The sequence below is a fragment of the Leptospira ryugenii genome (assembly GCF_003114855.1).
Taxonomy (GTDB): Bacteria; Spirochaetota; Leptospiria; order Leptospirales; family Leptospiraceae; genus Leptospira_A; species Leptospira_A ryugenii.
Window position 1 is genome coordinate 139,529 of record NZ_BFBB01000004.1, and the last position, 13,119, is coordinate 152,647.

A 13,119-nucleotide genomic window follows, 5' to 3' on the forward strand; every position below is an offset into this window, starting at 1 on the left:
CGGCTTATTCTATGAGCCACTTTGATCTCATAGGTAACCTAAATGACCAAATTCTTACTTTGTCTGATCCCTATTTTCCTTTTGTCTTGTGGTAAGGACCTAAGTCCTTACGGTGGGGCACCAGAAGTCAAACCTCTCCCTCCGCGATTGAAATCCGAATGGCCAAATCCTGACTGGAAAGAAACAAAACCCGAAACAGTCGGAGTATCTTCAGAAAAACTTAAGTTAGTTGATGAATACGCCTTTGAGAGAACAGGTGATGACACCGATAGAAAAGGTCGAAGGACAGATGCTTTACTGATCATCCGCAATGGAAAGATCATCTTTGAAAAATATGCAAGAAATTTTGACAAAGATAAGCTTCACCTAACCTGGTCGGTTTCAAAGAGTATATTACAAGCTTTAGTGGGAGTCAGTATAAAAAATGAACTATTGAAATTGGATGATCCAGGCTATTATCACTACGAACCTTTGAGTAAAGATGAGTCACACAAGAAAATAAGCATTCGACATTTATTGAATATGTCCTCAGGTCTTGATGCGGAAGAAGGCTATGAAAGTGGCCCCTTAAAATCAAGTGTGATTGCAATGTTATATACTCGAGGGAGAAAGGATATGGGAGAGTTTTGTAGCAATCTCCCAATGCGATCAGAACCAGGCACAAATGTTTACTATTCAAGCTGTGATACGAACATATTGTCCGCTATCCTAAAAAAAATCCATGGCCGAGAGGCTTATGATGAATTGCCTTACAAGACTCTTTTTGAACCTCTTGGGATCAAAAATGCCACCTTTGAACAGGATGCTTCTGGAACTTTTGTTGGCTCTTCCTACCTCTATCTGAATGCGAGAGATCTAGCAAAGATTGGGTATTTGTATTTGAATGATGGTGTATGGAACGGCAATCGCATACTTCCGGAAGGATGGGTTCAATTTACACGGACTCCTGCTCCTGGGTATAAAACAACTCCCTATTCCGATGATTTAGCAAAAGACAATTACACCTCTCATTGGTATGCAAACACTGGTGTACCGGAAAGGGGTGTACCTGATCCATGGCCTGATGCACCAAAAGATACATTTGCAGCCTTTGGACATTGGGGGCAAATGCTAATCGTCATTCCGAGTTTGGATATCGTTGTTGTACGTTATGGCGATGACCGAGAAAAGAAATTTATCAAGAATGATTTTTTGAAATTAATAAAAGAAGCGGTGATTCGATAATATGAAGAAAAAAATTATAAGCGTCCTAGTCGGTATATTATTTATCATTTTAATCTGGGTCCAGTGGAATTGGAAACATATAGATGCCTTCCCTTCCATTATCTCAAGTTTCTATTCTAAAGAATATTGTTCTTGTTTCTATGTTATGCAACTTTCCGAACAACAATGCCATGATTTTGCAAGGCAATGGGTGCCTATCAGTGAATTCAAGAATGACACGGACAAAAAAGAAGTATCGGTGAGCGGTCTTGGCAGAACCAATAAAGCTATCTTCAAAAATGAAAGATTAGGTTGCGTTTTGGATAATGACTAAGACCTAACGATAGATATCCGGAAAAATAAAGTTAATGCCAAAGATCAAACCTTTGGCTTTCACTTCCTCTGGCACAGGACCAAAGTTTTGTCCTCGGATAGAATCCATACAAGACTGGTCCACAACGGTTTGGCCTTGCGAGCCAACAAGTTTTACATCTAGGACCTGCCCACCCTCGCTTAATAAAAATTGCACTTTTGCTACGCCAGGCTTTATACCTTCCCTTGCGACAATCCCTGCCATATCCCGATAGGCGTAATTCCCTCCGCCTGGAGGTGCGAAAGACTCTTCAATCCTCCGGAGCATATTTTTAAAGTAATGATAACCTGCATATTGTTTGGTGGGGATCGTTAAAGCTTTGGCACCATCCCAACGGAAAAGAAAATCCTGCTGAAAACGGTAGTTAAATGGTATTTTGGTCATTTGTCCTGCGGAAGCATTTTGGTTTGTACTCTCTTCCGTGGTTTGTTTAGAGACAGGATCTGCTTTAAAGATACCAATTTCAAATAGATCATCTTCTTTAGTTTGTTCTGACTTTGGTTGCGCTTTGGAAGGTTGTGCACTCGCACTACCATAGATGAATTCTCGGAACGGACTAAGAGTATGAAAACCTTGTTTTTCGGTGAGCCCCCCACCCCCAGCAGAATCTCGATCAGAAAGTGCTTTGTACTCATCTTTCTTTTCTGGGTTAATAAATTGTTGCTCTACCAAAACTTCATAAATTTTTTCTTTTTCTTGTTCGCTTAAAAAAGTCTCACTCGACTCTTCGCTGAACATCTTCCATAACATATTTCTAGTGATGAGATGACCCAAAACTAAAGAAGCAATCAATACAACGAATGCAGCTGAGTATAGAAGGCGATTTTCACCTTCTTCCTTTTCAGGAATTTCAAAATCAAAAAAGAGTTGGCGCATTCTCTTCTCCAGGTTTCATCAAATCTGCCAAGCCTAGGTGTTGGTATGCTTTTTTGGTGGCGACTCTACCTGATGGAGTCCGATCAATCAAACCAATGCGAACCAAAAATGGTTCATAAGTATCTTCGATGGTTCGTTCTTCTTCTCCTAATACAACGGCAATGGGTTTAATGCCAACTGGTCCTCCATTGTATCTCTCTATGATGATCTTTAAAATTTGGCGGTCAATGGCATCTAAACCTTTCTCATCTACCCCCATTCTGCTGAAGGCAAAAAGACAAGTTTCTTTGGTAATTGAAGTCTCCCCTTTCACTTCACCAAAGTCTCTAACACGCTTTAGGAGGTGGTTTGCAATACGCGGAGTCTTTCTACTACGCTTTCCGATTTCTAATGCAACACCTTCTTGCAAAGAAACATTTAAGATCTTTGCAGATCGATCTACGATGATTTCCATTTCTTCATCTGAATAAAAATCTAGTTTAAGGTGGATTCCAAATCTTGACTTTAAAGGATCGCTAACAAGACCCGAACGAGTTGTAGCTCCAACTAGCGTAAACGCTTGCAATTGGATTTGGACTGCGTTTGCCGTGATACCCTCACCCACGACCAAATCGACAAAGTAATTCTCCATAGCTGGGTATAAAAGTTCTTCCTGTTTTTTCACAAATCCGTGGATTTCATCGACAAAGAAAACTTCGTTTGTTTTGAGTAAGGTGAGAAACCGAACCAAATCAGCACCTTTTGAAATCGCAGGAGCTGATGTTGGGGTGAAGGCTACCGACAATTCGTTGGCAATGATTTGTGCCAGTGTAGTCTTTCCGAGGCCTGGGGGCCCCGAAATCAATACATGGTCGAGAGGGCTTTGTCGTTTTTTAGCTGCCTCTATGTAGACGGAAAGGTTGGACAAAACTTCTCTCTGTCCAATGAATTCAGACAATTTTGTAGGACGAAGGCTAGGTTCGTCCTCACCAATCGATTCTATTTCTTCCCGAAAACTCACTTCAATTTGGTTTCTGCTCTGGAGTGATGGTAGTCAATACTTCATTTTTATTTCGGATGATTTTTATCTCGATCCGCTTCCCAATTTTTGAGGATGCAATCACTGCTTGGACATCGCTCGGGGATTTGATTGGTTTTCCATCAATTTCAATGATGACATCAGAAGGTCTAAGCCCCGCTTTGGCAGCCGGAGAATTTCCAAGGCGCTCAACTACGACTGCACCTTCTGTTGAACTGAGTCCCAATTGGTCTGCGATTTCTTTGTTGATGGGCGATAAGGAAACACCGATCCAAGGACGCGAAACTCGGCCATCTGTCTTTAATTGTTCTGCCACCCTTTTCGCTTCATTGATGGGAATGGTTAAACCAATGCCCTCTGATCCACCAGACTGGGAGAGGATCATTCGGTTGATCCCTATGACCTCGCCTTTGATATTCAATAAAGGCCCACCACTATTTCCTTGGTTGATGGCTGTGTCGGTCTGTATATAGGCAAGGCCAGACTCGTCAATTCCACCTCTTTGTACAGCTGACACAACTCCAACGGTAAAGGAATATTCCAGACCTAGTGGAGCCCCAATCGCAATGGCCCAATTCCCAACCTTTACTTTATCCGAATTGCCGATTCTGATGGGAACAAGCTCCGATTTAGGAGCTTCTATTTTTAAAAGGGCTACGTCAATTGTTGCGTCGGTTCCGATCAATTTAGCATTGTATTTGTTTTTGTTTCTCAACTTGACTGTGAGTTTGTCCATTCCATCGATCACATGGTGGTTGGTAAGGATATATCCTTCATCATTCAGAATGATTCCTGAACCGAGACCATTTTGGATTTCTTGGATCACCTTTCCACCGCCTAATCCTTGTCTTCCGAATAGGTGGTCAAAGAATGGATCTCCTGTGCTTGGAAAGCCTTGTCTACGGTTCACTCTTCTTTCTGTTGCGATGGAAACAACACTTGGAGAAGCTTTCTCGAACACTTCTTGGAAGGCGTCTTCTAAGGTTACAGCCTGCAGTTGTGCAGGGGAAAGTTTATCTGTAGAGTCTGCCTTTAGTTGCAAAGGATTGTTGGATTGAGAATCTCCGCAAGTTAGGATGGGAGAAAGGAATGTACCCAACAAAAGAAAAGAAGATGCGATCGCAATGTATTTTAATGGGTTTGTTTTTGCTTGGTTCATAATTCTAATTACTAGATTCTCCTCTGGATTTAGACTTCCTCGCGCTTCGGTTGGTCTCAATAGAACTTCGATCCACATCAAATCCAAAATAGACTTGAACAGACTGTTCTGACAAAGACACTGTCACCGAAATGTCAAAATCTGTATTGATCCCCTTGGCTCCTGGCTTCGAAGAAATGGAAGGAATGATCCTTACCGATGTCTTCCGGCGCGGAGGATTAAAAGTGACCACTGCTTCCACAGTAGATGGGCCGATCCTTGCTTCAAGAAAAACCACTCACCTTGCTGACAAAAAAATCTCTGAACTTTTAGGAGAAACTTTCGATTTAATTGCCCTCCCAGGTGGTTTAGAGGGAACCAAAAATTTAATGCAAAGTGATCTGCTGAAAGAGATGCTTTTAGTGCAAAACAAAGAAAAGAAGGAGATTGCTGCCATCTGTGCTGCCCCAAATGTACTCCGAGAATGGAACATCATCGCCGAAGGGATGCCCTTCACATGTTTTCCCACTAGCAAAAACCTATCTTCAGGGGGCACCTACCTAGAAGATCGCATCGTTTCTGTTGGGCACATCCATACAAGTGTTGGGCCTGGTTCCGCTTTTGAGTTTGCTTTGTTTTTATTGGAAAGACTTGTTGGGGAAGAAATCAAATCGCAGGTCCAGAACGGACTGCTCTTGCCAAAATAGACTAAGTGTTTGGTGGACTGCCGTGTTGTCCGCGTTCGGCGATCAAACTTTTGATAGCATCTTGCTCGCTATCTAGAACCTGGAGATGGCTTTCCATACCGGTAAGTTTGAATACTTTCGCAACACTTCCATGTACGTTACATACCTTCAAGTTACCATGGTATTTTTTTAGCTTATACATAGCTGTTACGAGTGTTCCGATACCAGAGGAATCCATAAACGGAACCTTTTCGAGATTGATGACGATTTCATACTGCTGGCCTTTTATCTTTTGGTCTAAAAGATCTTTCAGTTCTTTTGCATTGTAGAGATCCACTTCTCCTTCAATGGAGACAACAGGGATGGTATCGACAATCTTTTCGTGAATTAACATACTTTTGTATCTATCTCTTTCTCGAATGAATCTCTACATCCTAAAAATACCAAAAGGTTTTCTGGATGTTTCTTTCGCATTCAGGATCGACAAGGCTCTTGCCAAAACTGTCCGAGTGTCACAGGGATCTATGATTCCGTCATCCCATAGACGTGCCGAACTGTAAACGGAAGATGATTTTTTTTCGTAGTCCGAGAGGATAGGATCCTTGAACTGACTTTCTTCTTCCTTTGTTGGGACTCTACCTTCTTTCTCCCAGGGCTCTGACTTTACGGTCCAAAGTACATTGGCTGCCTGTTCCCCGCCCATGACTGATATTTTCGCTTGTGGCCACATCCATAAGAATTCAGGCGCAAAAGCTCGTCCACACATTCCATAGTTTCCCGCTCCGTAGGAACCCCCCGTAACGAGAGTTAATTTTGGGACTGTGGCAGTCGAAACAGCGTTCACCATCTTGGCTCCATCTCTTGCGATGCCCGAATTTTCATACTTTTTCCCTACCATAAAGCCGGTGATGTTTTGCAGAAAAAGTAACGGCGTTCTTCTTTGGTCACATAGTTGTATAAAGTGGGCCGCTTTTAAGGCGCTCTCAGAGAATAAGACTCCGTTGTTTGCGATGATCCCTACAGGATAGCCAAAGATTTCAGCAAAACCGCAGACTAAAGTTGTTCCATACAGTTTTTTGAATTCATGGAAGAGAGAGGCATCCACCAAACGGGCAATGATCTCCCGAACATCGTAGGATTTTTTTGGGTCTCTCTGTATGATACCGTATATTTCGTCCGCAGGATACAAAGGAGGACGTACTTCTTTGGGCAATGATTTAGGCTTTCGGTTGAGATTTTGTACTATGGAGCGAGTGATTTCTAATGCATGGAGGTCATCTTCTGCATAGTGATCTGTTACACCAGAGATTCTACAATGGACATCGGCACCACCTAACTCTTCTGGACTTACAACCTCTCCTGTTGCGGCTTTCACGAGAGGAGGACCACCTAAAAAAATGGTTCCGTTTCCTTTTACAATGATGGACTCATCTGACATAGCCGGAATGTACGCACCACCTGCCGTACATGAACCCATAACAACAGCTATCTGGCTAATGCCTCTCGCACTCATCTGTGCTTGGTTAAAGAATATGCGTCCAAAGTGTTCCTTGTCGGGAAAAACCTCATCTTGCATTGGCAAAAAAGCGCCACCAGAATCTACAAGATATATACAAGGCAGTTCATTGGAAAGGGCAATCTCTTGGGCTCTTAAATGTTTCTTTACCGTGAGTGGATAGTAAGTTCCACCTTTTACGGTCGCATCATTGGCAACTATCATGCACTCGATGCCCTGCACCTTTCCGATACCAGTCACTATGCCTGCACCTGGCACAGGATCTGCGTATACACCTTCCGCTGCAAAGGGAGCAATCTCAAAAAACTCAGTGCCAGGATCAATGAGATTTGCGATACGTTCTCTAGCGGTTAATTTTCCTCTAGCCTTTTGTTTTTCTTTCGCTTTTTCTCCACCACCTAGCTTAATTTTGGCGAGCGTATTTCGAATGGGAACGGCAACTTCTAGGAATGTTAGACGATTTTGTTTAAACTCTTCGCTCTCACGGTTGATTTTTGAGATTAATGTTTCCATAGATCATTCTTCTTCTTGGTTGTCCTTTCGTTTGAATTGAAAGGTTTTGGTTTTATTTCGACCATAGGTATCCACTAAATATTCGATCTTTTGGGAAATGAGTTCTGGGCATTCTTCCATGGATAGGTGGCCAGAAGGAACGACAGCATGTGCACTTGTGCGAAGAGTTTCTTTAATGAATTCTGTCTGGTAGGGAGAAATCCGATAGTCTTCTTCTCCAATAATTACTTGCCGTAAGCCAACCATTGATTTCAAGCCCTCTTCTACGTCTCGGAGGGTATGGCTGGAACGGTCAACATTTCGTATGAATTCCAAAGTCTGCTTTCTATTTTTGCCATGAAATAACAAGGTAAAGGTATCTTTTTCCCATTCTGCGGAAACACGGTAGCCTTTTTTGGTTAGAAAGAGGTGCACTAATATCTTCAATATGGGAGGTCTAAAACAATAAGATAGCAGATCACCTAACAGAGGTATCTTTAGAATATTGATCGGGGAATAATAACGAAATTTTGGTAAATTTAAGAAACCGTTTAAGATCGTTAGTGATTTGATCCTTTCTGGATGTTCTTTGGAAAAAAAAGCAACAATAGGCAATGCGTAATCGTGAGTGACGATGTGGATTTTTTTATCACCGACCAAAGACTCAGCTACCTGGTGTAAATAAAATGCCTGCAATCGGTGGGATAGAGGTGAACTAGGCTTTTCACTGAGTCCTACTCCCGCCCAATCCAAAGAGATCACTTTATATTTATGGGAAAGAAGTTCAGCAACATTTCTAAAATGATAAGAGGTCGTAAAAAATCCATGTAGAAGGAGGATGGTTTCACTGCCCTCGCCTACTTCAGAATAGAAGAGTTTGATGCCCTCCACCTCTACAAATTTCCCAGAGTTGATATGCTTTTGTAAACTAGGACTCACTTGATTTTTCCATTAATCTAGCATATAAGGATCTCAAATACATCTCCTCTGCTTCAGAGAGGTTGATGCTTCGTCTGGCCATGATCTTTTTTGTATCTTGGATAAACTCTTCTAAGCGATATGTCTTTCCCTTAGAGATCCATGTGAACGGTTTTTGGTAGGAGCTTACTCGATTGTCGAGTAGATTGCTGCCTATGTCAATGACAGATCCCGTGTTCATCATCACGCCTATGGCAATTTTAGAAAAAGGGCCTATCATCGATCCAAATTTAATAGTACCAGTGTTTGCTTCTATATTTTCATATTGTAGCTTCACAATACCGTAATTGTTTTTCAAATCCGATGTAGTTGCCAAAGCACCTATATTCACCCAAGATGAGACAAAGGAATGGCCTAGAAATCCCTCGTGGTGTTTATTAGAATAATCTAATATAATAGAATTTTCAACCTCCCCTCCAACTCGACAATTTTGGCCTATGAGAGTCCCACCACCAATTTTTGCATTGTCTATTCGAGATTCCTTTCCGATATACAATGGTCCCTCCAAAAAACTGAAAGGGCTAATCTTTACATTTTCATCGATCAAAATCGGACCATTCGAAGTATCAATGACAACACCAGGATAAACAAAGGAACTCGGATGAATGTAGAGATGTTTTTCTTTTCCAATTACGTGGAAACCGGAAGATTTTGTTTTGAATTTGTCTCGATATTTTTTCCAATTCTTATTAGAGCTCAGATTGTCTTCTATTAAGGTTGTCACACTTCGTTGCAGATCCCACGGAAAAAATGAATCTGCTGTGTGAACTTCCTCGATTTCTCTTCCATCATAAGGCAAAAGAAATTCATACCTTTGGAACAACAAGGTATCAAAAGTAGTATCCTTACTTCGGTAGTAAATATTTGCCTTGGGGTTTTTAGCTTTTATCCTTTCTAAGAGATTCATTCCCGCGAGGTTCCATTCGCAAAAGGAGTGAAACCTAGAAATAGGCTCAAGAATCGGTGGGCGATTTGTCTCATCGATCAGAATATTTTGGATAGTTGCCATCGTCTATTCTACAGTTACTGACTTCGCTAAATTCCTAGGCTGGTCTACGTTACAGCCACGTAGGATTGCAATGTGATAGGAAAGAAGCTGCAATGGGATAACGGCAAGAAGAGGGACCAGAGGATCTGCAATGGATGGAATCTCAAAAGTAAAATCAGCCATCTTTTTAATTTCAGTATCGCCTTCTGTGACAATCGCGATGACCTTTCCTTTTCTAGCTTTCACTTCTTGGATATTCGAGATAATCTTTTCATACGAACTATCCTTGGTGGCAATAAAGACAACGGGCATATCCTCATCTATCAATGCGATAGGACCATGTTTCATCTCAGCAGCAGGATATCCTTCCGCATGGATGTAGGAAATTTCTTTCAGCTTCAAGGCACCTTCCAAGGCTACAGGAAAATTATAACCTCTTCCTAAATACAGAAAGTTTGAGGCTTGGTAGAATCGTTTGCTAATCTCTAAAATTTCTTCTGCTTTGCCAAGAATGGTGGCAACTTTATCTGGAATGGTATCCAAGCCAAAGAGTAGCTCTTGGTATTTGCTTTTTGAGATGGTTCCTTTTTTCAATCCTAAGTAGATAGCCATCATAGCAAGTATAGTCACTTGTGAGGTGAAAGCCTTTGTCGAGGCTACCCCAATTTCTGGCCCTGCATGTAAGTAGGCACCTGCATCTGCAGTCCTTGCAATTGACGATCCTACCACATTACAAACTCCAAAGATCATCGCACCCTTTGATTTTGCCAATTCAATGGCCGCAAGAGTATCAGCCGTTTCACCTGACTGGGATATGGCGATGACAATATCTTTATCACGAATCACTGGATTACGGTAACGAAATTCAGAAGCATATTCCACTTCTGTTGGGATACGAGCTAAATCCTCAAACAGATATTCACCGATGAGACCGGCATGCCATGATGTTCCACATCCGATAAAAAGCATCCGTTCCGCATTTGTAAATCTATGCAGGTATTGGTCTATACCACTGAGTACCAATGAATGACTTGCAGAGACCAATCGACCTCTCATGGCATCACGGACAGATTTCGGTTGTTCAAAAATCTCTTTTAACATAAAATGTGGGTAACCACCCTTTTCTATGTCTTCAAGATCCAATTCTAATTTTTGAATGAATGGAGTTTTGATCACGTTCTCTAAACTTTTTACTGTAAGAGAACCATCTTTCATAATTGCCATTTCCCTATCATTTAAATAGGTAACTTCACTCGTATATTCAATGATAGGAGTTGCATCGGACGCTACAAAGTATTCATCTTTGCCAATGCCAATCACCAGTGGTGAACCTTTTCTTGCCGCAATCAAGGTTCTTTCATCATCTTCCGAAAGAACGACAATAGCATAAGCTCCAACGACTTCATTGAGTGCAAGGCGGACAGCTTCTTCGATATTACATTTGTTTTGAATTTTAATTTCTTCGATGAGGTGAATCAATACCTCAGTATCGGTATCGGATTTGAAGCTATGCCCCGATTTCTCTAACTCTTTTTTGATAGCACTATAATTTTCGATGATACCATTATGAATAATGGCAAGTTTACCATCGGAACTCAAGTGTGGGTGCGCATTTCTATCGTTAGGCTCTCCGTGAGTTGCCCATCGTGTATGGCCTATGCCAACACTTGCATCCAATTTTTTCTCGCCAATAGCAGACTCCAGGTCACTGACTTTTCCTTTTTTCTTTACGATTTCCAAGGAACCGTTTAAGACGGCAACACCAGCGCTGTCATAGCCTCGGTATTCAAGTCGTTTTAATCCTTTGATGATGATTGGTAGTGCCTTCCGACTTCCTAAATAACCTACGATTCCACACATTTTTGCACCCTCTTTAACGTTTGTTCTAGATCTATCTTTGACCTAGCTTCAGTGATTACTCGAAAGATCGGTTCGGTGTTAGATGGACGAATATGTATCCATCTGTCGCCTTCTGAGAGCCAAAGGCCATCCTTTGTCACCACCTCCGCTTTCGGGAAACCCTCTCTAAATTTTTGAAACAAAGTTTCCAATGAGAATCCCTTCGCCAATGGAAATGAAGTTTTTTGCATATGGATTTCCGGTAGATCCGAAACCAGTGCATCGATTGGTTGTTTACTTTCTGCCATTAAATTGAGAATATGAGCTATTCCCGAGAGAGTGTCTCTACCAAAGGATGGAATTTTTGGATCGATCACTCCACCATTTCCCTCACCGCCAAACACAGCTTTTGATGCCAACATCTCTTTGACAACATTTGCTTCCCCTACCTGTGATCGTATGACAGAAGCCTTATATCGATTTGCCACTTCTTCATTCAAGAAACTAGTTGAAAGATTGATGACAACATTACTTCCTTTTTTGGCATACGAAAGTACATTTTGTAAGGCCAAAGGTAAAGTGTACTCTTCGGAGATAGCACCACGTTTTGGTGTGAACAACACCAATCTATCGGCATCTGGGTCCAAAGCAAAACCGATATCTGCCTTTGATTGTTTGAAAGCTTTCTCTGAGGAGACCAGGGCAGTCGGAGTTGGCTCAGGAGGTCTAGGGAAGGTGCCGTCAGGCTTACAATTGTGCAGTACGACCTGACAGCCCAACTTCTTGAGTAAAGCCGGGACCACTTCTGAACCCGCGCCTCCTACTGCATCTAAGAATACTTTGAATTTTTGTTTTTTGATTTTTGTTTGGTTTACTTGTTGGACTACAGATTGTAAATGCAAGTCGACATAGTCCTCACCACTCTCTACGTAGGCTTTCGGATGTATCTGTGCAGGGCTGTTGGTATTTGATTGTAAAATCTTGAGTAAGGTTTGGTTTTCTTCCGCAGAAAAGAAAAACCCTTTTTTTGAAATAAATTTGAAGGCGTTCCATTCCATCGGGTTATGGGATGCCGAAATCATGATCCCACCTTGCGCTTTTGCTAAATGCACGACAGCCTTTGTGGTCGGAGTGGGCACTAAACCAAGTTGTAAAATATTGCTTCCACGAGAGAGCAAAGAAGCCAGTAAAAGGTGTTCTAAATAAGGACCGCTAGGTCTCGAATCTCGTCCTATCACAACCGTTTGCCCTTCCATCATCGTTGCGAAGGCGTTCGCAAAGAGCAAAGCCTCTTCGAGTCCAAAGCCTTCACGGATTCGCCCCCGAACTCCAGAAATGGAAACCATTAAAGCGGATAAATCGTACTTACGATCAATTTGCATAGATACTAGTCCAAAGTGCTGATTGTAAAAAGGAAGTCTATCTTTTTCAAGGGGTGATGCGGGAGGTGGCTCTTCTCGGGAGAGGGAAAGAAGAGAAAACGGATTGGGCGATGACAGGATTGAACTGCCGACCCGCTGCTTGTAAGGCAGCTGCTCTCCCAGCTGAGCTAATCGCCCGTTCGTATGACCAGTCCATCGGAAAGGCCCAGATTGTCTATCGATTAATGTCTGAAAATAAAAAAGGCCACTAAAAAGTGGCCTCGGGATTCCTTAGCGAAGAACAAGGTTTAGGCGGCAGCTTTTCCGATATTGTTGATTCTTGCAGCCATACGTGCTTTTTTACGATCCGCATTTTTCTTATGGATCAATTTGCTTTTTGCTGCTTTGTCTAAGCGGGAAGATAACTTTCCAAAGAAGCCAAGCGCCTCTTCTTTATTTCCTGATTTGATTGCTTTCAGTAAATTACGAGCGTAGGTTCTGATTTCAGTTTTGTCTTGCGCGTTTCGCTCTTTTCGTCTTTCAGTACGACGAATGTCTTTCTTTGAGGACTTTAAATTAGCCAAGGTCTTTCCCCTAAACGGAATTTTTACTTATTTTTTGTGTACCCCTCAGGGGGTCAAGGCGAAAGAG

At 42.0% G+C, this 13,119-nt stretch carries 13 protein-coding genes and 1 tRNA gene; 3 read left to right on the forward strand and 11 right to left on the reverse strand.

All coding sequences use genetic code 11. The annotated features are described in order from the left end of the window. Positions 1-42 precede the first annotated feature (42 nt). Together DI060_RS09030 and DI060_RS09035 are read left to right on the forward strand one after the other, a co-directional pair. Complete coding sequence (locus DI060_RS09030) at positions 43-1,224, forward strand: serine hydrolase domain-containing protein (protein ID WP_108976008.1); 1,182 nt, start codon at positions 43-45, stop codon at positions 1,222-1,224. Between the two features lies 1 nt (position 1,225). Beyond that, positions 1,226-1,537 (forward strand): hypothetical protein, encoded by a 312-nt coding sequence (locus tag DI060_RS09035; protein ID WP_108976010.1) that lies wholly within the window; start codon positions 1,226-1,228, stop codon positions 1,535-1,537. Between the two features lie 3 nt (positions 1,538-1,540). Here the strand turns inward: DI060_RS09035 and DI060_RS09040 are convergent, their stop codons facing one another. From DI060_RS09040 to DI060_RS09050, 3 genes are read right to left on the reverse strand one after another with little or no spacing between them, the layout of a single operon-like run. Further along, complete coding sequence (locus DI060_RS09040) at positions 1,541-2,452, reverse strand: energy transducer TonB (protein ID WP_108976012.1); 912 nt, start codon at positions 2,450-2,452, stop codon at positions 1,541-1,543. Beyond that, positions 2,433-3,452, reverse strand: coding sequence for a Holliday junction branch migration DNA helicase RuvB (gene ruvB, locus DI060_RS09045; protein ID WP_108976013.1), 1,020 nt, complete (start codon positions 3,450-3,452; stop codon positions 2,433-2,435). Before ruvB ends, DI060_RS09040 begins: the two co-directional genes overlap by 20 nt. Position 3,453: 1 nt before the next feature. Beyond that, positions 3,454-4,629, reverse strand: a complete 1,176-nt coding sequence (locus DI060_RS09050; RefSeq protein WP_108976015.1) for a trypsin-like peptidase domain-containing protein — start codon at positions 4,627-4,629, stop codon at positions 3,454-3,456. 131 nt (positions 4,630-4,760) lie between these two features. Here DI060_RS09050 and DI060_RS09055 point away from each other — a divergent pair, with 131 nt between their 5' ends. Beyond that, on the forward strand, positions 4,761-5,315 hold the full coding sequence (locus DI060_RS09055; protein ID WP_108976017.1) for a DJ-1 family glyoxalase III: 555 nt from the start codon (positions 4,761-4,763) through the stop codon (positions 5,313-5,315). Between the two features lies 1 nt (position 5,316). Here the strand turns inward: DI060_RS09055 and DI060_RS09060 are convergent, their stop codons facing one another. The 8 genes from DI060_RS09060 to rpsT form a co-directional block, all read right to left on the reverse strand. Beyond that, positions 5,317-5,688 (reverse strand): STAS domain-containing protein, encoded by a 372-nt coding sequence (locus tag DI060_RS09060; protein ID WP_108976019.1) that lies wholly within the window; start codon positions 5,686-5,688, stop codon positions 5,317-5,319. A 33-nt stretch (positions 5,689-5,721) separates the two neighbouring features. Next, positions 5,722-7,323 carry a carboxyl transferase domain-containing protein gene (locus tag DI060_RS09065; protein WP_108976021.1) on the reverse strand — a complete coding sequence of 534 codons (1,602 nt, stop codon included), beginning with the start codon at positions 7,321-7,323 and terminating at the stop codon, positions 5,722-5,724. Between the two features lie 3 nt (positions 7,324-7,326). After that, entirely contained in the window at positions 7,327-8,241 is a 915-nt protein-coding gene (locus DI060_RS09070; RefSeq protein ID WP_108976023.1) for an alpha/beta fold hydrolase, read from the reverse strand. Continuing rightward, positions 8,231-9,289: a glucose-1-phosphate thymidylyltransferase gene (locus DI060_RS09075; protein ID WP_108976025.1), complete on the reverse strand. Its 1,059-nt coding sequence runs from the start codon at positions 9,287-9,289 to the stop codon at positions 8,231-8,233. Before DI060_RS09075 ends, DI060_RS09070 begins: the two co-directional genes overlap by 11 nt. 3 nt (positions 9,290-9,292) lie before the next feature. Continuing rightward, positions 9,293-11,128: a glutamine--fructose-6-phosphate transaminase (isomerizing) gene (gene glmS / locus DI060_RS09080; RefSeq protein WP_108976027.1), complete on the reverse strand. Its 1,836-nt coding sequence runs from the start codon at positions 11,126-11,128 to the stop codon at positions 9,293-9,295. Continuing rightward, positions 11,113-12,489 (reverse strand): phosphoglucosamine mutase, encoded by a 1,377-nt coding sequence (gene glmM, locus DI060_RS09085; RefSeq protein ID WP_108976029.1) that lies wholly within the window; start codon positions 12,487-12,489, stop codon positions 11,113-11,115. The genes glmS and glmM overlap by 16 nt, the downstream gene beginning before the upstream one ends. Before the next feature lie 104 nt (positions 12,490-12,593). Next, positions 12,594-12,666 (reverse strand) — tRNA-Val (locus tag DI060_RS09090). 110 nt (positions 12,667-12,776) lie between these two features. Next, positions 12,777-13,052: a 30S ribosomal protein S20 gene (gene rpsT, locus DI060_RS09095; protein WP_108976031.1), complete on the reverse strand. Its 276-nt coding sequence runs from the start codon at positions 13,050-13,052 to the stop codon at positions 12,777-12,779. Between the last annotated feature and the right edge of the window lie 67 nt (positions 13,053-13,119).